The sequence below is a fragment of the Sphingomonas ginsenosidimutans genome (assembly GCF_002374835.1).
In the GTDB taxonomy this organism is placed as follows: domain Bacteria; phylum Pseudomonadota; class Alphaproteobacteria; order Sphingomonadales; family Sphingomonadaceae; genus Sphingomonas; species Sphingomonas ginsenosidimutans.
Window position 1 is genome coordinate 713,755 of record NZ_NWVD01000001.1, and the last position, 20,825, is coordinate 734,579.

The following is a 20,825-nucleotide window of genomic DNA, read 5'->3' on the forward strand; positions in this document are numbered from 1 at the left end:
GATGCGTCGGCCCAGCGCGCGCGCCTTCATCGCGGTGACCGTGGCCATCCCGCTGGCGTTCGGGCTGCTGACGCTGGGATTGTGGCACGAATTCCAGCGATCGGAATCGCTACGTCGCGCCGCGGCGGATTCGTTCGACCGCCGGATCGCGGCGGTGGCGCTTCTGTCGGAACTGAAGGATGCCGAAACCGCGCAGCGGGGCTTCATCCTGACCGGCGACGAGACGTTCCTAGAACCCTATGCGCCGTCGCGGCGCGAGATCATCGACTACCTGCACCGGATGGATAGGCCGGAGCAGCACGGCGCGGCCCCATGGATGCACACGCTGCACATCCTGGTCGAAAGCAAATTCGAGGAACTGGACCGCACGATCGCGCTGGTCCGCGCCGGCCGCGAGGATCAGGCGCGCGCGATCGTTCGCGAGGGGGCCGGCAAACGGGTGATGGACCGGTTGCGCGATGTGGTGGCCACGATAGTGCGCGACGACCGCGCCGTCGCCGATGCGGCGTTGCAACGCTTCCTTGCCCAGCGCCAGCGGCTTGCGCGCGGAATCCTGGGCAGCGTCGTGGTGTTGACGCTGTTGTCGCTGGCGGTGCTGGCGATGATCTGGCGCGCGCGCGTGCAGCGCCATGCCGCGCTGGTCCGCGCGGTCGACGCGGCCGAGCGCAACGCCACCATCTTCGACGCGACGATCGACGCGCTGCTGATCCTGAACCCCAGCGGCACCGTGGAGATGATGAACCCGGCCGCGACGCGGATGCTGGGATACGAGCCGGGCGAGCTGGAACGGCGTGACATTGCCACGGTGATCGACATCGCGCCGGGCAGCGGCAGTTTCCACAGCCGGGTCGGGCTGATCGACGGCAGGCTGCGACGGCCGTTCCTGACCGATCGTATCGCGCATCACCGCGACGGCCGCGGCATTGCGGTCGACGTCGCGCTGGGGGTGATGGACCTGCCGCGCGGCCGGCACGTGATCGTGTCGTTGCGCGACGTATCCGAGCGCAAGCGCCTGGAGCAGGTGAAGGACGACCTGATTTCCACCGTCAGCCACGAACTGCGCACGCCGCTGACCTCGGTGATCGGATCGCTGGGGCTGTTGCGCGCGGGGACGACCGGCACGCTTCCGCCCCAGGCGCAGCGCCTGGTCGATATCGCGGAGAACAATTCGCGGCGACTGATCCGCCTCATCAACGATATGCTGGATATCGACCGGATCGAAACCGAGCGGCTGCGGCTGGCGAGCGAGCGGATCGACCTGCGCGACGTGATGCAGCGGGCATGCATCGGCAGCGAGGGGCTGGCGCGCGAGCGTCATATCCGGCTGAACTGCGCCGAGGTGCCGGCGCCGGTGCCGGTGATCGGCGACGCCGACCGGCTGCTGCAGGTGGTGACGAACCTGTTGTCGAACGCGACGCGCGTGTCGCCGGAGGGTGCCGCGGTCGACATCGCGGTCGCGCTGACGCCGGATGGCGCCGACGGCGGGGCGCGCGCGATCCTGACCGTCGAGGATCGCGGGCCGGGGATCGCACCGGCATTTCGCGAGCGCATCTTCGGCCGTTTCGAGCGGGCCGATGCGCGCGATACCGCGACCGGCGCGGGACTGGGGCTGGCGATCTCGCGCGAGATCGTGCGGCGGCACGGCGGCGATATCCGGTTCGAGGATCGCGACGGGGGCGGCACGCGGTTCGTGGTGGAATTGCCGCCCGCGCCGGCCGATGACGGCGCGGCCGATCCCGCCGCGCCGCGCATTCTGTTGTGCGAGGCCGACGATGCGGCCGCGGCGGCGCTGGCGCAGGTGATCGCGGTGGAGGGATGCGTGCACGACCGCGTCGCCACGCTTGCCGAGGCGCTCGCGGCGATGCGCGGGCGGCGGTACGATGCGGCGCTGGTCGCGCTGGCGCTGCCGGGCGGGGGCGGCATCGAACTGGTACGGCAGGCGCGCGCCGACACGACGCTGGCCGCGCCGGCCGCGATCCTGGTCGCGCCCGAGGCGCGCGGGGACGAGCCGTTGCCGGCGTCGCTCGACGTCGTCGACTAGATCGACCGGCCCGGCGCGAACCGGCGGCTGACGGTGGCGCTGCGGACCGCGATCGCGCGGGCGGCGCGGCCGGTGCCGGTGATCCTGTGCCTGGACGACGATGCGGACATGCTGCAGGTCATGGCGGAGACGCTGGAGCCGGAGGTGCGCATCTGTCGCGCCGCCACGATCGACCAGGCGCGCGCGATCGTGGCCAGCGATCCGCCCGACGTGGCGGTGCTGGATCTTCACCTGCAGGGCGCGTCGGGGCTGGACCTGCTGCCCTATCTGGTCGACGCGCGCGGCATCGCGATCCCGGTGATCGTCCATTCAGCGCAGGACATCACCGACGACGCCGCCGCGCTGGTCGATGCGGTACTGGTCAAGTCGGGCGAATCGCTGGCCGATCTGAAGGCGACGGTCCGCCGGCTGGTGCGTGCGCGCGCCGCGGGTGCGGCCAGGGAGGCGGGTGGCGTGGGGCGAGCAGCCGAGGAGCAGGCGGGATGATACCGACCAGGATATTGTACGTCGACGACGATCCCGACATCCGCCACATCGTCGAACTGTCGCTGGCGCTGGACCCGTCGTTGCAGATCCGCGCCGCGGCATCGGGCGAGGAGGCGCTGGCGGTGATCGACGATGGCGCCCCCCCGCCGCAGGTCGTGCTGGTCGACATGATGATGCCGGGGATGGACGGGCTGGCGCTGCTGGAGCGATTGCGCGAACGGCCCGCGACCGCGACGGTGCCGGTGGTGTTCATGACCGCGCGCGGGCGACAGGCCGACCTGGACCGCTATCACGCGGCGGGCGCGGCGGGGGTGATCGTCAAGCCGTTCGACCCGCTGACGCTGGCCGACCGCATCCGCGGGTTGATGGCGGCTAGCGAATCCTGACGCGGTAGCGCAGCTGGAACGACGTATTGGTCGCGAACGTGCCCGACAGCGTCAGCCGGATCGCACGCACCCGCGCGTCGTACCCCAGCGCATCGGCCACCGGCTGATAGCTCCAGCTCGATCCGTCGGAGAATTCGAGCCCGTCGCCGGCGGGCGCGGCGGCGGAATAGGACAGTGACAGGCCGCTCGATACCAGGCCGGTGCCCAGCAGGCTGCCGTCGGCGAACTCGATCGGTCCCTTGCCCGCGCCCGCCAGATCGCGGACGTAGAGGATGACGTTGGCGGGCAGGGGCTCGACCAGCACCACGCTGCGCACCGGCCGCGCGAGATTGGCGAGCGGATTGCTGGCGAGCGTGCGATAGTCGGCGACCGAACCGGGCAGTGCGCGCGGCACGGCGTTGCCGAGCGGATCGGACACGGTCGTCACGCTTTTGGTCAGGACCAGCGGATCGGCGGCGGCGGGCGCGCCGGCCAGCATCGCCGCCAGGGCGACGGGGAGCATCCGGGCGGCCGTCATCGCCCGATCCCCAGCATCCGTCCGGCACCGGCGAGCGTATCGGGATCGAATTTCATCCGCAGCGTCACGAATGCCCCCTTTCGCGTATAGCGATCCTGCGCGAAGTCGCGGTCGCGATAGCCGGCGATATTGTAGCCGGCGGTGATCCACACGTCGCGCGCCGGCGACAGGCCGAGCGTCGGCCCCGCGCTGAACGCGACGGTGCGGTTGGTCCAGCCGTGCTGCACCGACGCCTGCGCCCCGATGTCGACGCGTCGCCCCAGATCGCGCCGCACGTCGACGCCGATCGCATCGGTCAGCCCGGTGTAATCGTCCGCGTCGAAGCTGCCGCGCACCCATTTCAGCCCGTGATACAGCGTCGCGTCCCAGCCATGGCCCTCACCCTCCGGCCCGGAGCGATAGTGGAGCGCCAGATTGTTGATCGCGCGCAGCGTCGCCTGATAGCCGCCCGCGAACGCCGGTACGCCCAGCACGTTGCGATCGGTGAAGCCCGGATCGGCGCGTTCGTGGCGCAGTTGCAGCCGTTCCAGCACCGACCAGTCGCTGTCGAGCGGGCGCCACGCCAGCGCGACGTCGGCGCTGAGCGACAGGGCGAGCGCGCCGTCGCGATCGCGCACCGCATAGCCGCGCACTGCGGACGCCAGCGTGCGCCCTTCGCCCAGCGCGCGCAGGACGTTGGTGGTCAGGCCGTAGCGGGTGTTGCTGTCGCTGGTGCGATATTCGGCGCGGCCGTTCCACGACCAGCGATCCGCGCGATAGGCCGCGCCCAGCGTCACCGCCGCATGATCGTCGTTCGCGCCGTCCTGCGCCAGCGACCCGCCGGCCGCCACCGGGTGGAAGGCGTTGATCGCCGCCCCGGCCGGCAGCTGTCCGCGCAGCGTGCTGCTGGCGTCGAGCGTCGCGTCGATGGTCCAGCGCCGGCCGATCGGCAGCGACTGGTTGAGGCCGTATTGCGCATAGGTGCGCTGGCCGTTCTCCCCGCCGACCGGCCGCATCGCCGCCTGGCGGTTCAGCGTGCTGGTCCATTTCGCCCCCGTCCAGGGCGCGACGTCGAAGCCGATCTGCGCGGTCTGCGCGGTGAAGCCGCGGCCTTCCGCGATCTCATAGCCGCCGATCAGCCGGATGCCCGGGCCCACGCGCCAGCCGGCGGTCAGTTGATGGCGGATCGGGAAATCGACGCTCGCCTTTGCGCCGTCCGGCGCGACCTGCGTCTGCGCTTCCAGCGTGATGCGATCGCCGGCCAGCGCCTGCGTGCCGCCCAGCGTCAGCAGGCGCGAGGAACGATCCACGCCGCCCGCCAGCCCGCGATCCCGCGCCAGCTGGGCGCCCGCGAACAGCGTGCCGTGCGCACGCTGCCATTCGAGGCGCGCATCGCCGGCGACGCGCGACGCGCCGTCCAGCAACTGCTGCTGGTGCCAGGCGGTGCCGGTCAGCGACAGCCGGTCGGTCAGCGCCAGCCGCCCGTCCAGCCCGATCTTGCGCGTGCCGCGTTCGACCGCATTCTGCTGGCCCAGGCCGAACCCGGCGTCCTGCTGGCGCGCATAGGCCGTCAGGTCGAGCGCGGGGCCGTGATGCTCCGCCTCCGCAAGCCAGGCGGTGCCGGCGCGCAGTCCGTGCGCGCCGCCGGTCGCGGCCTCCGCGCGCAGCTGCGTGTCGGCCGACAGGCGCGCGCGCGCGTCGACCGCCAGCAGCGCCGCATCGCCGACCGTCCGGTCGCGCAGCGCGGTGGCGCCCAGTTCGACCGCGCCGCGCGCGATCCGCACCGCCGCGCGGGCGCCCCCCACCGCCTTGCGGACGCTGCCCCAGCTTTCGTAGTCGACCACGATGAAGACCGGATTGCGGCCTGCGTCGCGGCCCAGCACCGGCTGGCGGAAGCGGATCGTCCCGGCGAGCGGATCGATGTCATAGTCGATATGCCGCGTCATCGGCGTGGACGACACGATCAGTTCGGGGCGCAGCCGGTCGCGCACCTCGATCCGCAGCCGGTCGCTATTGGGCACGATGTCGCGCGCCGACAGGCGATAGGGACCGGACAGGCCGTTGCCCTGGATCTCGTCGCGGCCATACAGTTCGTCGGTATGCGCGGTGAAGGCGGTGACGGTGACGCGGTCGCCCTCATAGGCGATCTTCGCGCCGGTCAGCGTGCGGCTGTAGCGGCCCAGCTGCGTGTCGCGCAGCCCGGTTTCGTAATCGCCGAGCAGCGCCACGACCTCGCGCCGTTCCAGTCGCAGGTACAGCTTGCCCGCGGTGGCGGCGTCATAGCCCTGGCGCGTGGCATCGCCGTAGACGGTGTAATAGCGATCCGGGTCGATCGTGCCGAGCAGCCCGCGGGTGCGATCGCGCGTCCGCTTGCTGTCATAGGCGATGGTGGCGAGCCATGACCCCTTGATCCGCCCCTTCGCATAGAGCGCGAGCTGGCCGTCCAGGATCGTGCCATCGCGATCGGCGGGCAGCACCGTGCCGCGACGCGACAGGATGTCATGCCCGATCGTGCCCGCGCCGAAGCCGACGATCGTCCAGCCCGCGGCGCCGGGGGCCAGCCACGCGCGGACCGGTTCGTCGTGCGACGCCTGCGCATCCGCCAGCGTGACGGTGGCGCGTACCGCGCCCGCCTGCGTCGTGGGTTGCAGTTCGATGAAGGCGATGCCGTCGTCGCCGACGACACGCGCGATCGGGGCGGGGACGGGGGCGGGGGCGGGGGCGGCGGGCGAGGCCGGCGAGGCGGCGGTCGCGCGGCGGCGCTGGTCGAGCGCGACGTCGAGCGCGGGGGCATAGGGCGCCTCCACCCGCACGGGCACGCTGGTGCCCGCGCGCACCGGGCGGCCGGCACGATCGGTCAGCCGCACCGCGACCAGCGGGCGGGTGACGCCGTCGGCGATGAGGCGGCTGGCCTGCGGCACCGCGACGGCATGTGCCGGCGTGCCCGAGGAATGGACGATGCGCGTGATGACGGTGACGACCGCGCCGTCGGCGGCGAGCACGCGCGCCTCGATCCGGTTGTCGCCGTCCGCCAGCGCAATGCCGCTCCAGCGCGAGATCGCGACGCCGGTGGCGCGCGCCTCCGTCCCGTCGAACGCGACGGGATCGCTCTGTACGCCGTTCACCGTCAGCGCGACGCGCTGTTCCGACAGATGCTTGAACACGACGCGCACCGCGGGGGCGCGGGGATTGTGGTCGGCCAGCGGGAACAGCATGGCGACGCCCGGCGCCTGGCCCTCGAACCAGTCGCGATTGCCCGCGGCGATCGCATCGGGCGCGACGGCGATCGGCAGCGCCGTGGCGGCATCCGCCGTGCGACCGGTCGGCGCCAGCTGAAAATCGACCCGCTTCAGCAGCCCGCCGTCGCTGTCCACGAAGCGGGACAGCGCGTCGCCCGCCGCGCGGGTATCGGCATCGCACGCGACCGCGCGGTGCGTGGCGGGAATGCCGTGGCGATCGAGCTGGACGACGTGGCGGCCGGGGCGGATGCCCTCGAGGTGGTACAGGCCGTCGCGGTCGGTGACGACGAAGGTGCCGTCCTCCAGCAGGATGCGCACGCCCGCCACACCCTTGCGACGGCGCGCCGGATCGCCGCACGCCCCCTCGGTCACGCGGCCGATCACGGTAAAGCCGTCGCTGAACAGCAGCGGGCGCAGCCGGACGGAGGCGGCCGCCTCGTTACCGGTCGCACCGGCGCTGCCCGATGCCAGCACGCGGTTGACCGCTTCCCCCGGCGGCGCGCCGGGGGTGACGGTGACGACGTAGCGAAGGCCGATGGTGGCGCGTGCGCGCAGCACGGGTATCGCGAACGACAGCGTGCGCCCGTCGGCGGCGACGCGCGGTTCGTCCGCCCCACGCGTCGAGCCGGGCTGATAGCGCAGCCCGAGGGGCAGCAGGTCGGTGACCCGCACGTTGCGCGCGTCGACGGCGGTGCGATTGGCCAGAGTGACGCGATATTGCACGATGTCGCCGGGCGATGCCTCGCGCACCGATGCCGTCTTGGTGAGCAGCAGCGCGGACGGGCCGGCACGGTCGACCGGCACGTCGGCGTAGAAGGGGTCCGGCTTGCTCAGGACGAAGGTGCCGCCGAACGAGGCATCGTTGATGATGAACGCTCGTCCCCCCGGATTGCGCAACGGCGCCAGATCGTTTGGGGAGCGGGTGGACGGCGCGGTATAGCCGGCGGGCGGCTCCACGTGCAGATGGTAGCGCCCGGGGGCCACGAGCGGGAATCGATAGCGGCCGGGGGGCTGGACGTAGGTGCGGCCCGAGGCGTCTCGCACGGTTCCGCCGCTGGTGACGGTGGCCGGGTAGCGGCTGACGCCGTCGTCGCCGAAGACGGTGGCGGGGTGGCCGCCTTCGTCGAGCAGGGTCACCTGCGCGCCATCGACCGGCGTGCCGGTGACCGAATCGAAGATCTCGCCGGCGGGGTCGATCAGCATTTCGGCGACCGAGCCGAAGCTGTACGGGTCCTCGGTGAACGAGAGCCGCATCCGCCCGCCGCGTTCGAGGGCCACGTCGCACGCCTCGGCCGCCGGATCGTTGCCGCCCAACGACACGCCGCCGGCGAAACTGCCGGTGTCGGGCCCGGTTTCGAGCAGCGTCACCGGGCCGTCATAGCCATCGGTGGTCATGTGGATCGTCGCGCCTTCGCGCACCGCGGGGTCGTGGTTGCTGCCGGGATTGTCGAGCACCAGGATCACCGGCGTGCGCCGGTCTAGCGCCGCGACCGGGGCGGCGCGCGACAGCGTATCGGCGTCGATCGGCGCGGGAATGTAGCGCAGCGCGGGCGTCGTTTCGCAGCGTTCGCCCAAGAGCGCATAGCCGGGTGGCAGCAACCGAAAGCCGAGCGTCGTCGGGTGCTTCGTCCGGTCGACGTCGAGCGTCACGGCGTTCGAACGCACCTGCACCCGTGCATCGGGCGCCCCGAGCGACAGCGTGGCGACGTTGGTGACGCGCGCGACATCGTCGGCACGGGCGGGGGCGACGACCAGCATCGCAAGGGCGGCGGCAAGCGCCAGCGAAAGGCGGCGGACGATGGGCATGACGGGTCGATCCCCGGCGCGCGGGCGAACCCGCACGCCGGAGGGGCGCTGCTCCCGGACAAGAGGGTGGATTAGTCGATCTTGACCTTGAACGAGACCGCGGTGCTCCCGCCGCCGGCCACGCGATCAAGCCGCGCGGTGAGCGTCTTCGTTCCGGCATCGTAGTTGGCGATGGCACCGTCGCTGTCGCCGCTGTCGTCGGCGTCGTCATCCTCGGGCGAGCCGCTGGCGACACAGGCGATGCCCAGCACGCCCGGCGTGCCGATCGAGATCGAACCGGGGACGTAGGTGGTGTGCGTCGGCACGATATCGGTCAGCGTCACCGCATCGGCCGGTGTCGTCAGCGTGGCATTCACTACCCGCAGGCAATATTCCAGCGTGGCGCCGGGTATCGCCTTCGGATTGAGGGTGTTCACTCCGTCGTCGAGCACGCGCACCGATTTCATCACGCTGAGCGCGACGTTGGTGGTGACGACCTGATAGCCGGCATAGGCGCGGCCCTGGCCGTTGCGTGCGACGTCGCCCAGGTACAGCAGTCCGTCGCTGTCATCGTCGGCGAAGACGATGTCGACCGTATTGTCGGCATTGCCGAGGTTGAGGTCGGTGGCCACCAGCGCGGTGCCCTTCACCGCCGTCGAGCCGCCGGCGGCGGCGGTGACGTGCAGCGAATCGAACGCCAGCTGTGCCCCGGCCTGGTTGGGGACGTTGCCGACGATAAACACCGTCACGCTGGCATCGGGGGCCAGTTCGTCGATCCAGGTCGCGGTATCGACGCCCGGATCGTAGATGCCGTTGTTGTTCGAATCGACGAACGCGCGCAGGTTCGTCAGGTCGAAATTGTCGGTCCCCGGCAGGATCCCGACCGAGATGTTCTGCTGATCGGGATCGAGCAGGAAATCCTGTACCCCGTTGGTCAGGTTGGTGACGCGGAAGGTGGTGACCGCGTCCTGCTGCCCCAGGTTGACCTGCGTGAAGCCGGTCTGCGTGGTGACGACGGTGAAGTTCACTTTCCGGTCGACCACGAACGTCGCGGTGGTCGACGTCGCGGTCTGCGGTGCGCCGTTGACGGTGTAGGTCGCCGATGCGGTGTTGCTGATCGACGTGCCGGCGGTGGTTTCGGACGCGGCGCTTTGCGCCTGCGCCGCCGTGGCGAGCGCGAGCGTACCGGTGCCCGCCAACATGACGGCGAGCGCCCTTTTCACGAACATGACGTGGTTATCCTTCCTTTTTCGGTGCGTGACGAAGTCGAGGGGATCAGTGGAGGACGGCCTGGAACGCGAATTCACCCCCACCGCCGGCCGTCAACGGGCGGTCGAGGCGCCACCGTACGTGGGTGACATCATCGGGAAGGGCGGCGCGGGTGCCGCCGCCGGGAAGCGCGACGCGCAGCTGATCCAGCGCGGCGTAGCGACGCCCGTCGAGCGATACCGCCGGTGCGGCCGATCCGGGCGCGGGCGCGCGATAGACCAGCCCGCGAGGGATGGGATTGTCGAGCGTGACGCCCGCCAGCGGCTGTGCGCCGGTGTTGCGATAGGCCAGCACGACGGTAACGCGGTCGCCCGGCACGACACGGCGTGCGGGCGCCAGCGCGAGGCGGGTGGTGCCGTCGGCGGCGCGCGCCCTGGTTTCGACCATCACGCGCGAGCTGATCTGGAGCGGACCGGGCGCCGCGGCGGCGGCGGCGGGCAGCGCGACCGCGGCGAGCGCGACCGCTGTGAGCGGGAAGGGGGAACGGAACATGACGCAACTCCTCACTGGATCGTGACCTGGAACCGGATGGTGCGGGTGGCGGCGGCGGGCACGTCGCCGAGCGCCACGTGGATCGCCGTGCCGTCGAACCGGCCGGCATCGTCGTCGTCGGCATCGGAGACCGCGCGCGCATCGACGCTGAGGCTGCCGGCGACGTAGCGTGTGCCGGGGGGCACCGCGTCCTCCACCAGCGCGGCGAGCGCCGGCGCGGTGAAGCGGGCGACGAGACGATAGGTGACGACCGCGCCGGGAACCGCGCGCGTCGACCCGTCGGGTGCGCGCACCGATTGCGATTTCGCCAGCGTCGCGGCGTCGGTGGCGGCGGCGGCATCGGTGCCGAGCAGTGTCACCGCCTCCGCGCGCGCGCCGCCGCTGCCGACGACCAGATCGGCGCCGTTCGGCCCGGCCCCGGGCCTTACCGCACCGGGCGTGCCACTGGCGCTTTGCGCGACGGCGCCAAGGCGCACCGGCAGCGGATCGCCCGCCGCGACCGGGCCGAGCAGGACGTGGACCCGCCGCCGCTCACCCGCGCGCAGCCGCACGGCCGGGGTGGCGAGCGCGGCGCCGTCCGCGCCGTCGGCGGAGATGCCGATGTAGGTGGCGCGCGCGGCATCGACCGTGACCGACAGCGCGAAGTCGTCGTCGGCATTTCCGGTGTTGGTGACGTCGAAGGCGACCGCCACCGCGGTATCGGGAACGACCGGCTGCGACGCCAGCGCGGCGGTGACGGCCACGTCGACCAGCTGTGCCAGGGTGAGCGACACGCTGTTGCTGACGATGGGGGGCGCCGTGCTGCCGTCCGGCGCGGCGACGTTCAGCCGCGCGACGTTGGTGATGACGGTGCCCGCGGGCGTGGCGTTTTGCGCACGCACCGCGGGCGACACGACAAGCGCGCCCGAGACGGCCAGGGGGAGGGGGAGGGAGAACCGCAAGGCATTCGTCCGGACGACGGGATTGTCGTGCACGAGCGAAAAAGCGCAGCGCGGTTAACCGGGCGTAACCACGAAATGCGCGCCGGCCGGCGTTTCTACCAAAGGCTAAAATACAGAAAACAAAAGAAAAAATGTTGCGGAAACGAAACGCCTCAATTCTACGGTAGGTTAGTCCGGCGCCACCGGCAGGCTGATGTAGCTGGCCTGCGCGCCGGCGATGGTGACGCTTTGCGTCGCCTTCCGATAGTCGCCGGGGCGGGCGAAGAAGATGTTCGGCACGAACGTCTGCGGGTTGCGGTCGTACAGCGGGAACCAGCTGGACTGGACCTGCACCATGATGCGGTGGCCGGGCAGGAAGACGTGGTTCGCGGTCGGCAGCGCGAACGTATAGGGCAGCGCGCGGCCCGGCGTGATCGCGCGCGGCTGTGCCAGCGATTCACGGTAGCGGCCGCGGAAGATGTCCATCGCCACCGCCAGCTGATAGCCGCCCATCGCGGGCTTCTCGGGGACTTCGTCGGGATAGACGTCGATCAGCTTGACCACCCAGTCGCTGTCGGTGCCGGTGGTCGCGGCGGTGAGGTGGACGACCGGCGCGCCCGCGATCGCCAGCGGCTGCGTCAGGACCGGGCCGGTGAAGGTGAGGACGTCGGGGCGCCCCGACACCGCGCGCTGGTCCCCGGTCAGCCACGTCGGCCACGGATTGTTGTCGCCATAGCCGAGCGCGGGGACCGGGCGCGGTTGATAGGTGACCGGCACGGTGGGGTCGGAGACGTAATCGGCGACGTCCTTCCCCGGCGCGGCATCGAAGCCCAGCGTCATACCCGGACGCAGGTACAGCCGCGTGCGCCCTTCCTCGGTGGGCCATGCGGCGAGCCGTTGCCAGCGGTTGGTCCCGCTCTGGAAGGCGGTGATGGGCGCGACGTCCATCGCCGCATCCTTCAGGTAATGCGCCAGGAACGGGGCCAGCACGTCGCGGCGCCATTGCTTGGCGGTGTCGGCGTCCCAGTCGATCGCGCCGAGCCGGCTGCCTTCGCCGATCGCCTGCCCGTGGAACCACGGCCCGATCGACAGGAACAGCTTGCCGTGCATCGCCGGTTTCGTCCGCAGCGCGCGATAGACCGCCATCGCGCCGTAGATATCCTCCTGATCCCACAGGCTGTGGACCAGCATGGTCGGCACGTCGGACCCGCGCAGCGCCAGCACCTCGTCCATCGCCTGATCGTGCCAGAAGCTGTCGTAGGCCGGGTGCGAGGCGACCTTCCACCAGAAGCCGACCTGGTCCAGTCCGTGCGCGAGCGCCAGCCGACCCGCCGAGCCGGCACGCATCTGCACGTCATATTCGTCATAGGTGGAGGATTGCCATTTCGCGCTGCCGTCGCGCGATGCCTCCTGATTGAAGAAATAGGGCAGGCTGTTGAGGCGGAAGGCGCCGTTGTGGAACCAGTCGTCGCCGCGCCAGCCGTCGACCATCGGGTTCATCGGGACCGCGACCTTCAGCGCGGGATGGGCGTTCACCAGCCCCATCAGCGTCGTGAAGCCGTCGTAGCTGATGCCGATCATTCCCACGCGCCCGTTCGACTGCGGCAGGTTCTTCACCAGCCAGTCGATCGTGTCGTACGTGTCGGTGGCGTGATCGACCGCCGTGGGATTGGCGATCGATCCGGCGAGCGCGCGGTTCATCATGTACGTGCCGCCCGAGCCGTATTTGCCCCGCACGTCCTGCACCACGCGGATATAGCCGCCCGCCGCGATCACGTCGGCGGCATTGTCATACCCTTGCAGCACGCTGGCCATCCGCCCGCTGTCGGCATGGCGGGTCAGCCCCTCCGCATCATAGGGGGTGCGGGTCAGCAGGATGCCCGCGTCCTTCGCGCCATTGGGGATGAGGATGACCGTGTGAAGCGTCACGCCGTCGCGCATCGGTATCTCGACGGTACGGCGCGTGAAGTCGGCGTCGGGGGCGGGAACGGGTCGCAGCTGCGCCGGGCGTTCGTCCTCCGACAGCGGCGCGGGGGTTGGGGCGGGGGCGGGGGCGGGGGCGGGGATGGCGGCGGTGGGAACGAGGCAGGTCGCGCACAGCGCGGCGATCAGAAAGCGGCTGATGGTCATCTTGTCCCCCAGGACGCGCGGTCGGATCGGCGCGGCGTGCCGATCATGGCGTGCCGCGTGGCGATGCCGCAAGGGGGATCAGGCGTCGGTCATGCGGCGTCGCAACGCGCGTTCCAGCCGCTCGACGCTCTGTGCGCCGGGGATGGCATAACGGCCGTCGAGGATCAGCGTCGGCACCGACAGCACGCCTTCGTCGCGCCAGTAACGTTCGGCGGCGCGCACGTCCCCGGCGAAGCGCCCGTCGGCCAGCACCGCGCGCGCTTCATCGGCATCCAGGCCGGCATCGGCGGCGGCACCGGCCAGCACGTCGGGATCGGACACATTCTGTCCTTCCGCGAAATAACGCGCGAGCAGCGCCTTCTTGAGCGGCAGCTGGTCGCCGATCGTCCCCGCCCAATGGAGCAGGCGGTGCGCATCGAACGTATCGTAGAGCCGATCCGACCGGCCGCGCATGTCGACGCCCAGTTCGGCGGCGGCGGTGCGGATCCGGTCGCCGGCGGCGCGCGCCTGATCGGGGCCGGCGCCATATTTGCGCGCGAGATTGTCGGCGATCTTCTCCCCCTCCGGTGGCAGGCCGGGGTTGAGCTCGAGCGGGTGGAAGGCGAGCGTCACGTCCGCCGCGCCGTCCAGCCGCTCGATCGCCTGTTCCACCGCGGCCAGCCCGATCGCGCACCACGGGCAGACGATGTCGGAGACGATATCAAGACGGATCGCCGGCGCGCTCACGCCGCGCGTGCCACCGGCGCAGCGTGCGCGCAGCGGGCGTGGGTGTCGATCGCATCGACGATCGGCGCGATCAGCGGCGGCGGCAGGGTGTGGCCCATGCCGTCGATCTCCATCAGTCGCGCGCCGGGGATCGCCTGCGCGGTCTGGCGCCCGCCGGTGCACGGCACCAGGGGATCGTCCGTGCCATGGATCACCAGCGTCGGCGTGGTGATCGTGCGCAGCCGCGCGGTGCGATCGCCATCGGCGATGATCGCCGCCATCTGGCGAACGAAGCCGCCGGGGCAGCGATTGCGCAGCGTTTCGCTGCGGATGCGATCGGCCATCAGCCGATCCTCGATCGGGAAGCGTCCGCCGACCGCGCGGCCCGCCAGCGTCCCGTGCGCGACGATCGCCTCCAGATCGTCGCCACGCGGATGGCGCAGCAACAGCGCGGTGGTGCGCATCGTCGGGCGCGAGCAGGTCGGGTGGCCCGTGGTCGACATGATCGAGGTGAGCGTGTCGACGCGGTCGCGCCAGCCGGCAGCGATCAGCTGCGCGATCATGCCGCCCATCGACGCCCCGACGACATGCGCGCGCGGAATCGACAGCGCATCCATCAGCCCGACGGTGTCGGCGGCCATGTCGGTCAGCGTATAGGGGACCGCCGGCGCGCGCCCGAACTGGCGCTGCATCGCGGTCCACATGATGTTGGGGACGCCGGCATCGTCCAGTTTCGTCGACAGGCCGACGTCGCGGTTGTCGAAGCGGATGACGCGATAGCCGCGCTCGGCCAGCGCCTCCACCATCGACAGCGGCCACCGCACGAGCTGCGCGCCCAGACCCATGACGAGCAGCATCGCCGGCCCGTCCTTCGGCCCGGTTTCCTCATACTCGATCTCGATCCCGTTCGCGTGAACCCGCGCCATCGCCTCCTCCGTCTGGTCAGCAGGAACCTATCTGCCCGACGTCATCTTAATGCAACATTGCGGGGGCGGTTCCGCTGCGCGTCCACTCGTGATAGCGGTTCGCCCCCCATGGCCGATCGCCTGCATCTCGACCGTTTCGTGCCGTACCTGTTGTCGGTCACGTCGAACCGCGTCAGCGACCGGATCGCGCGCGCCTATGACGCGCTGTTCGGGCTGACGATCCCGGAGTGGCGGCTGATCGCGCTGATCGCCGAACATGCGCCGATCACCCAGGCGCAGCTGGGCGAGCGCAGCCGGATGGACAAGGTGACGGTCAGCCGCGCCGCGATCGCGCTGACCGCGCGCGGGCTACTGGAACGCAGCCCCAACCATGCCGACCGGCGATCGCACCACCTGATGCTGAGCGAGGCGGGGCAGGCGCTGTATGCGCAGATCGCGCCAAAGGCGATCGAGCTGGAGCGCCGCATCTTCGGCCGGTTCGATGCCGCCGAGCTGGAACAATTCACGCAGATGCTGCGGCGGATCGACGCTGCCGCGCAGGAGGAAGACTGAGTGTCCACGACGACGACGGGAGAGGCGCCGCTGATCGCCGGGGTGGAACTGGGCGGGACCAAGTGTATCGCGATCCTGTCCAGCGGGCCGGATCGCATCCTGGAGGAGGTCCGCGTTCCGACCACCCACCCTGACGAGACGCTGCCCGCGCTGGAAGCGGCGCTGGACGGCTGGCGCGGGGTCGCCGCCATCGGCATCGCCAGTTTCGGCCCGGTGTCGATCGATCCCGAATCGGCCGATTACGGCAAGATTACCTCCACGCCGAAGCCAGGCTGGGCGCATACCGACGTCGCCCGCCGCCTGGGCGCGCGGTACGGGGTGCCGGTGGGGTTCCACAGCGATGTCGTCGGCGCGGCGATGGCGGAGGCGCGCTGGGGCGCGGGGCGCGGGCTGGGCGAGCTCGCCTATGTCACGGTCGGCACCGGCGTGGGCGCGGGGATGATCGCGCATGGGCGCCCGGTCGACGGGCTGACCCATTCCGAATTCGGGCACATCCGCCCGCCGCGGCTGCCCGGCGACGACTGGCCGGGGGCGTGCCCGTTCCACGGCGCGTGCGTGGAGGGGCTGGCGTCCGGCCCCGCGATCGCGGCGCGTACCGGGATCAAGGGCGAGGACCTGCCCCATGACCATCCCGCCTGGGACACGGTGGTCCACGCGCTGACGACGCTGTTCGCGACGCTGACGCTGACCGGCGTGCCGCGGCGGATCGTGCTGGGCGGCGGGGTGATGGTGGGCAATCCGCACCTGCTGCCGCGGCTGCGCGCGGCGACGGCGGCGTCGCTCAACGGCTATGTCGCGCTGCCTGCGGTCGCCGACATGGACACGTTCATCGTGCCCGCGGCGCTGGGCGGCAATGCCGGGCCGCTGGGCGCGGTGGTGCTGGGACAGATGGCGCTGGCGGACCGGCGCTCCGCCGCGGCGATCGCCGCGGGCTGACGCAAGACCGATCGGCGGGCCGGTCAGCGGGCGGGAGGCGCCGACGCCCGCGCGCGGGCGCGGTCCTGTTCCAGAATCTCGGCGACGCGCGCGGCATAGCCCGACAGGCGCAGCGTCTCCAGGGAGGTGAGGCCGTCGCGCGGCATGCTATCGAACACGCAGACGGTGCCGATCCGCGCGCGGTTGAGCGTCTTGATCGGCGCGGCGGCGTAGAAGCGCACGCCGTCGCCATCGGTGACGAAGGGATTGTCGCAGAACCGCGGGTCGAGCCGCGCATCGGGCACCACCGTCACCGCATCGGTGGCGATGCTGTGCGTGCAGAAGGACATGGCGCGCGGCACGTGATCGACCGCGACGCCGACCCGCGCCTTGTACCACTGGCGGTGTTCGTCGATGAACGAGATGACTGCCCTGCGCACGCGGAACGTGGCGGCGATGTCCCGTACCAGCTGGTCCATGACGGGATCGGCCGGCGTGTCGAGCACAGAATAATTCTTCAGCGTCGCGATGCGGCTGTCTTCGTCGGGTTGCGGCATGATCACCTCTCACCGCGACAATGGGTCAACACCCGTTACCATTCGCTTTAGACTTTGGTCTATTGTCACCATTTTTCAGGGTGATACGCATCGATCGGCTCCATTTTGGAGCCAAGTTCCTTCGCTAACGTCCGCTTAACCCTCCTCGCTTACCCCCTGTTCATCCGGCCGCGCGGGGGGCGCATGGCCGTGGTAGCGAGGGCCGGCGGACACATGCGCATCTTGATCGTGGACGACGAGCCGCTGGTCCATGAAAGCTACCGGCTGAGCTTCGCGCCGACGCCCGGGGCGCAAGGGGCGTTGTCGGCGATGGCCGCGGACCTGTTCGCGGACCGCGCCGCGCGCGATGCGCAGGACGCGCCGCCGGCGTTCGACGTCAGCTATCACGTCCAGGGGCTGGACGCGGTGGCGGCGGTCGAGCAGGCGGTGGCGGCGGGCGCGCCGTTCCAGGTCGCCTTCATCGACATCCGGATGCCGCCGGGCATCGACGGGCGCGAGACCGCGCGGCGCATCCGCGCGCTGGACCCCGACATCAACCTGGTGATCGTTACCGGCTATTCCGATTTCTCTCCGGTGGAGATCAGCCGCGTGGCGGGGCCGGCGGACAAGATCTTCTACATCGCCAAGCCGTTCGAGGTGGCCGAGGTGGTGCAGACCGCGACCGCGCTGGGCAAGCGGTGGGAAACCGACCGCGCGCTGGCGGCGGCGCGCGCATCGCTGGCGCATCACGTACTGCTGCTGGAACAGCAGGCGATCGAACTGGCCGCCAAGGAAAGCCGCGCGCTGCACATCGCCAGCCACGACACGCTGACCGGCGCGCCCAACCGATTCGCGTTCCAGCGCGCGCTGGCCGACCGGGTGCGCGCGGGCGGGGCCGGGTTCGCGGTGGCGATGATGGACCTCGACCGGTTCAAGGCGGTCAACGACACGCTGGGTCATATGGCGGGCGACGCATTGCTGCGCGAAATCTGCGCGATCCTGAACGAGCGGATTCCGGCGGGCGGGATGGTCGCGCGGCTGGGCGGCGACGAATTCGGGCTGCTGTTCGAGGCCGACGACCAGGGCGCGGCGCTGGCCGTCGCGGAACGGCTGGTGGCGGCCTGCGCGACCCCGCTGACCATCTACGGCCATTGCGTCGAGGGGGCCGCGTCGATCGGGCTGGTGGTGGCCGAGGGGCGCGGCGATCCGGGCGACCTGCTGCGCCGTGCCGACCTGGCGCTGTACGAGGCCAAGCGGCAGGGGCGCGGCCGTGCCTGCGCGTTCGACGCGCGGCTGGACGAGGACGTCCGCCTGCGCCGCCGGATCGAGACCGGGCTGTCGCAGGCGATCGCGCGCGACGAACTGTCGATGGTCTACCAGCCGATCGTCACCGGTGCGCGGCACGAGATCGTCGGATTCGAGGCGCTGCTGCGCTGGCAGACCGAGGACCACGGCCCGATCAGCCCGGCGGTGTTCGTCCCGATCGCCGAGGAGACCAACCTGATCCACGAGCTGGGCGACTGGGTGCTGGAGCGCAGCCTGGCGGCGCTTGCGACATGGCCGGGGCAATATGTGTCGGTCAATTTCAGCCCTCGGCAGTTCCGCCGGCCGCATTTCGTCGACGATATCGCGCAGAAGGTGGCGGCCGCCGGCATCGCGCCCGAACGGGTGCAGATCGAGATCACCGAAACCGCGATCTTCGACGATGCCGATCGCGCGGCCGAGACGCTGGACCGGTTGCGCGCGCTGGGGTTCCGCATCGCGCTGGACGATTTCGGCACCGGCTATTCGTCGCTCTACAACATCCGCACCTTCGCGCTGGACGTGCTGAAGATCGACCGCAGCTTCATCGACGGGATGCCGCGCGAGCGCGAATCGATGGCGATCGTGCGCTCGATCATCCATCTGGCGCAGTCGCTGGGTCTGGGGGTGATCGCCGAGGGCGTCGAGACGCGCGCGCAGGTCGACCTGCTGCGCGTCGCAGGCGCCAGCCATCTGCAGGGCTATCATTTCTCGCGCCCCGTCACGCCGGAGGCGGCGCTCGACCTGGCGCATCGCCGCTGGCTGTCGCCGGTGCGCCCGGTGGCGACGGGGACGCAGGGCTGATGGCGGGCGCGGCGGTGCGCGCGTGGCGTGCGCCCGCGTCGCTGGGCGCCAAGCTGGTGCTGATGCTGACCGCGGTCGGCGTCGCGGGCGCGCTGGGCGCCGCGCTGCTGCTGGCGAGCGTGCTGGTGCCCAGCTTCGGCACGCTGGAGCGGCAGGCGACGCAGACGCAGGCCGCGCATGTCCGCGCCGCGCTGGACGATCTGGCGGAGCAGATGGAGCATGGCGCGCAGGATCGCGGCCGTTCCGACACCCTTTACCGCGCGCTGGCGCCGGGGGCCGCACACGGCGCGCTTCCCGCCGCTATGCCGGCCGGGACGGATGCCGATGCCGTGGCGGTGATCGCCGCGGACGGGGGCGTCCGGCTGCTGCGCACGCAGGGGCGGCCTGATTGGGCGCGGATGCTGGCGACGGTCGCGCCGCGCGGCGGGGGGCGCGGCTTCTACCTGCGGATGGGTGACGCGGTGGTGGCGGTGGGCATCGCCCCGGTGCGGCGCGCCGACGGCAGCGGCGCGGCGCGCGGGCAGGTGGTGATCGCGCGGCGGCTGACCGCGGCGCGGTTGTCGGCCCGGCTGGGCGCGGCGGTGACGATCGATACCCGCCACGACGCGCCCGGTACGCCGGCCGCCGCGGTGGCGGTGGCCGGACCGGACGGGCGCACGGTGGCGCGGGTGCGCTTCGGCGTGGCGCGCGACATCACCACGCTGGGCCGCCGGCTCCTGTTGCTGGCGATCGCGGGATCGGTGCTGCTGCTGCTGCTGGTGCTGACGATGCTGCGCCGGATGATCGGCGAACAGGTGCTGGCCCCGCTGGCGCTGGTCGAGCGGCATATGGAGCGGGTGCGCGCCAGCGGATCGCTGGCGCCGCTGCGCGACGACGGCCGCCGCGACGAGATCGGCGCGCTGGGGCGCAGTTTCAACGCGATGCTGCGCCAGCTGCACGACCTGCGCGAGCAGAACGAGGTGCAGAGCTTCGCGCTGGGCCGGTCGGAAAGCGCGGTGGCGGTGATGCACAATGTCCGCAACGCCCTGTCGCCGGTCAGCGCGGTGTTGAGCCACGACGATGCGCGCGGCGCGCCGGTCGACGCGGCGACGGTGCTGCGCGCGGTGCGCGAACTAGCGGAGGACGTGCCCGCGGAGCGGCGCGCGCGGCTGGCGGCGTTCGTCGCGCAGGCGGTGACCGCGCTGGAGGAAGCGCGCGGGGGCCACGCGGCGCGGATGACGATCGGCCGCACCGCGCTGCGCCATGTCCTGGACATCATCGGCGCGCAGCAGGCGGCCGCGCATGAGCGCCCGCATCTGGCGCCGTGCGACCTGACCGCGATCGTCGCGCAGAATGCCGCGATCGCGCGTTATGCCGCGGGTGCGGGTGCGGGTGCGGGTGCGGGTGCGGGTGCGGGTGCGGGTGCGGGTGCGGGTGCGGGGGGCGGGGGCGGGGACATCGCGTTCAGCTATCCGGCGACGCCGTGCGCGGTGCGCGCCAATCGCGTGATCCTGAGCCAGGTGATCGGCAATCTGTTCGCCAATGCCGCGGAGGCGATCGCCGCCTCGGGGCGTGCGCGCGGCACGATTACGGTCACGCTGGCCGAGCGCGGCGACACGGTGGAATTGCGCATCACCGACGACGGCGAGGGGTTCGATCCGGCGATCGGCGCGACATTGTTCCAGCGCGGCTTTTCGACGCGCGCGCACAAGTCGGGCGGGCTGGGGCTGCACTGGTGCGCCAATTCGATGGCGGCGATGGACGGATCGCTGCGGCTGGACAGCGCCGGGCCGGGGCAGGGCGCAACCGCGACGCTGACGCTGGCCGCCGCACCGATGGAGCACGCACTGGCGGCGTGACCC

Annotated in this window: 16 protein-coding genes; 7 read left to right on the plus strand and 9 right to left on the minus strand. The window is 71.4% G+C overall.

Features of this window, described 5'->3' with window-relative positions; genetic code table 11:
- The first annotated feature begins 1 nt into the window (after nucleotide 1).
- The 3 genes from COA17_RS03290 to COA17_RS03300 are packed head-to-tail and all read left to right on the plus strand — an operon-like array spanning nucleotide 2 to nucleotide 2,913.
- Nucleotides 2–2,041 (plus strand): ATP-binding protein, encoded by a 2,040-nt coding sequence (locus COA17_RS03290; protein WP_141397017.1) that lies wholly within the window; start codon nucleotides 2–4, stop codon nucleotides 2,039–2,041.
- A gap of 33 nt (nucleotides 2,042–2,074) precedes the next feature.
- A complete protein-coding gene (locus tag COA17_RS03295) occupies nucleotides 2,075–2,527 on the plus strand; it encodes a response regulator (protein ID WP_096610137.1) in 453 nt (150 codons plus the stop codon).
- Complete coding sequence (locus COA17_RS03300) at nucleotides 2,524–2,913, plus strand: response regulator (protein ID WP_066489978.1); 390 nt, start codon at nucleotides 2,524–2,526, stop codon at nucleotides 2,911–2,913. The genes COA17_RS03295 and COA17_RS03300 overlap by 4 nt, the downstream gene beginning before the upstream one ends.
- On the opposite strand, the gene COA17_RS03305 is transcribed toward COA17_RS03300, so the two are convergent.
- From COA17_RS03305 to COA17_RS03340, 8 genes are all read right to left on the minus strand, one after another.
- Nucleotides 2,900–3,415, minus strand: coding sequence for a hypothetical protein (locus tag COA17_RS03305; protein ID WP_141397018.1), 516 nt, complete (start codon nucleotides 3,413–3,415; stop codon nucleotides 2,900–2,902). The two genes, COA17_RS03300 and COA17_RS03305, sit on opposite strands and share 14 nt — an antisense overlap.
- A gap of 11 nt (nucleotides 3,416–3,426) precedes the next feature.
- Nucleotides 3,427–8,454, minus strand: a complete 5,028-nt coding sequence (locus COA17_RS03310; protein WP_096610141.1) for a DUF11 domain-containing protein — start codon at nucleotides 8,452–8,454, stop codon at nucleotides 3,427–3,429.
- A gap of 71 nt (nucleotides 8,455–8,525) precedes the next feature.
- The gene (locus COA17_RS03315) at nucleotides 8,526–9,662 is read right to left on the minus strand and encodes a hypothetical protein (RefSeq protein WP_245857377.1); all 1,137 of its coding nucleotides are present in this window, start codon (nucleotides 9,660–9,662) and stop codon (nucleotides 8,526–8,528) included.
- A gap of 46 nt (nucleotides 9,663–9,708) precedes the next feature.
- Nucleotides 9,709–10,194 carry a hypothetical protein gene (locus COA17_RS03320; RefSeq protein ID WP_096610143.1) on the minus strand — a complete coding sequence of 162 codons (486 nt, stop codon included), beginning with the start codon at nucleotides 10,192–10,194 and terminating at the stop codon, nucleotides 9,709–9,711.
- An 11-nt stretch (nucleotides 10,195–10,205) separates the two neighbouring features.
- The gene (locus tag COA17_RS03325) at nucleotides 10,206–11,075 is read right to left on the minus strand and encodes a hypothetical protein (protein WP_141397019.1); all 870 of its coding nucleotides are present in this window, start codon (nucleotides 11,073–11,075) and stop codon (nucleotides 10,206–10,208) included.
- A 228-nt stretch (nucleotides 11,076–11,303) separates the two neighbouring features.
- The gene (locus tag COA17_RS03330) at nucleotides 11,304–13,244 is read right to left on the minus strand and encodes a CocE/NonD family hydrolase (protein ID WP_096610765.1); all 1,941 of its coding nucleotides are present in this window, start codon (nucleotides 13,242–13,244) and stop codon (nucleotides 11,304–11,306) included.
- A gap of 78 nt (nucleotides 13,245–13,322) precedes the next feature.
- Complete coding sequence (locus tag COA17_RS03335) at nucleotides 13,323–13,970, minus strand: DsbA family oxidoreductase (RefSeq protein ID WP_096610147.1); 648 nt, start codon at nucleotides 13,968–13,970, stop codon at nucleotides 13,323–13,325.
- Nucleotides 13,967–14,875: an alpha/beta fold hydrolase gene (locus COA17_RS03340; protein ID WP_066486061.1), complete on the minus strand. Its 909-nt coding sequence runs from the start codon at nucleotides 14,873–14,875 to the stop codon at nucleotides 13,967–13,969. The genes COA17_RS03335 and COA17_RS03340 overlap by 4 nt, the downstream gene beginning before the upstream one ends.
- Before the next feature lie 108 nt (nucleotides 14,876–14,983).
- Between COA17_RS03340 and COA17_RS03345 the strand changes: the two genes are divergently transcribed.
- Together COA17_RS03345 and COA17_RS03350 are read left to right on the plus strand one after the other, a co-directional pair.
- The gene (locus COA17_RS03345) at nucleotides 14,984–15,427 is read left to right on the plus strand and encodes a MarR family winged helix-turn-helix transcriptional regulator (RefSeq protein ID WP_066486059.1); all 444 of its coding nucleotides are present in this window, start codon (nucleotides 14,984–14,986) and stop codon (nucleotides 15,425–15,427) included.
- On the plus strand, nucleotides 15,428–16,363 hold the full coding sequence (locus tag COA17_RS03350; protein ID WP_245857378.1) for an ROK family protein: 936 nt from the start codon (nucleotides 15,428–15,430) through the stop codon (nucleotides 16,361–16,363).
- Nucleotides 16,364–16,386: 23 nt separating this feature from the next.
- Here the strand turns inward: COA17_RS03350 and COA17_RS03355 are convergent, their stop codons facing one another.
- Nucleotides 16,387–16,899: a GAF domain-containing protein gene (locus COA17_RS03355; RefSeq protein ID WP_096610149.1), complete on the minus strand. Its 513-nt coding sequence runs from the start codon at nucleotides 16,897–16,899 to the stop codon at nucleotides 16,387–16,389.
- 213 nt (nucleotides 16,900–17,112) lie between these two features.
- Here COA17_RS03355 and COA17_RS03360 point away from each other — a divergent pair, with 213 nt between their 5' ends.
- Together COA17_RS03360 and COA17_RS03365 are read left to right on the plus strand one after the other, a co-directional pair.
- Nucleotides 17,113–18,984, plus strand: a complete 1,872-nt coding sequence (locus COA17_RS03360) for a putative bifunctional diguanylate cyclase/phosphodiesterase (protein WP_096610151.1) — start codon at nucleotides 17,113–17,115, stop codon at nucleotides 18,982–18,984.
- The gene (locus COA17_RS03365; RefSeq protein WP_096610153.1) at nucleotides 18,984–20,822 is read left to right on the plus strand and encodes an ATP-binding protein; all 1,839 of its coding nucleotides are present in this window, start codon (nucleotides 18,984–18,986) and stop codon (nucleotides 20,820–20,822) included. Before COA17_RS03360 ends, COA17_RS03365 begins: the two co-directional genes overlap by 1 nt.
- Nucleotides 20,823–20,825: the final 3 nt, after the last annotated feature.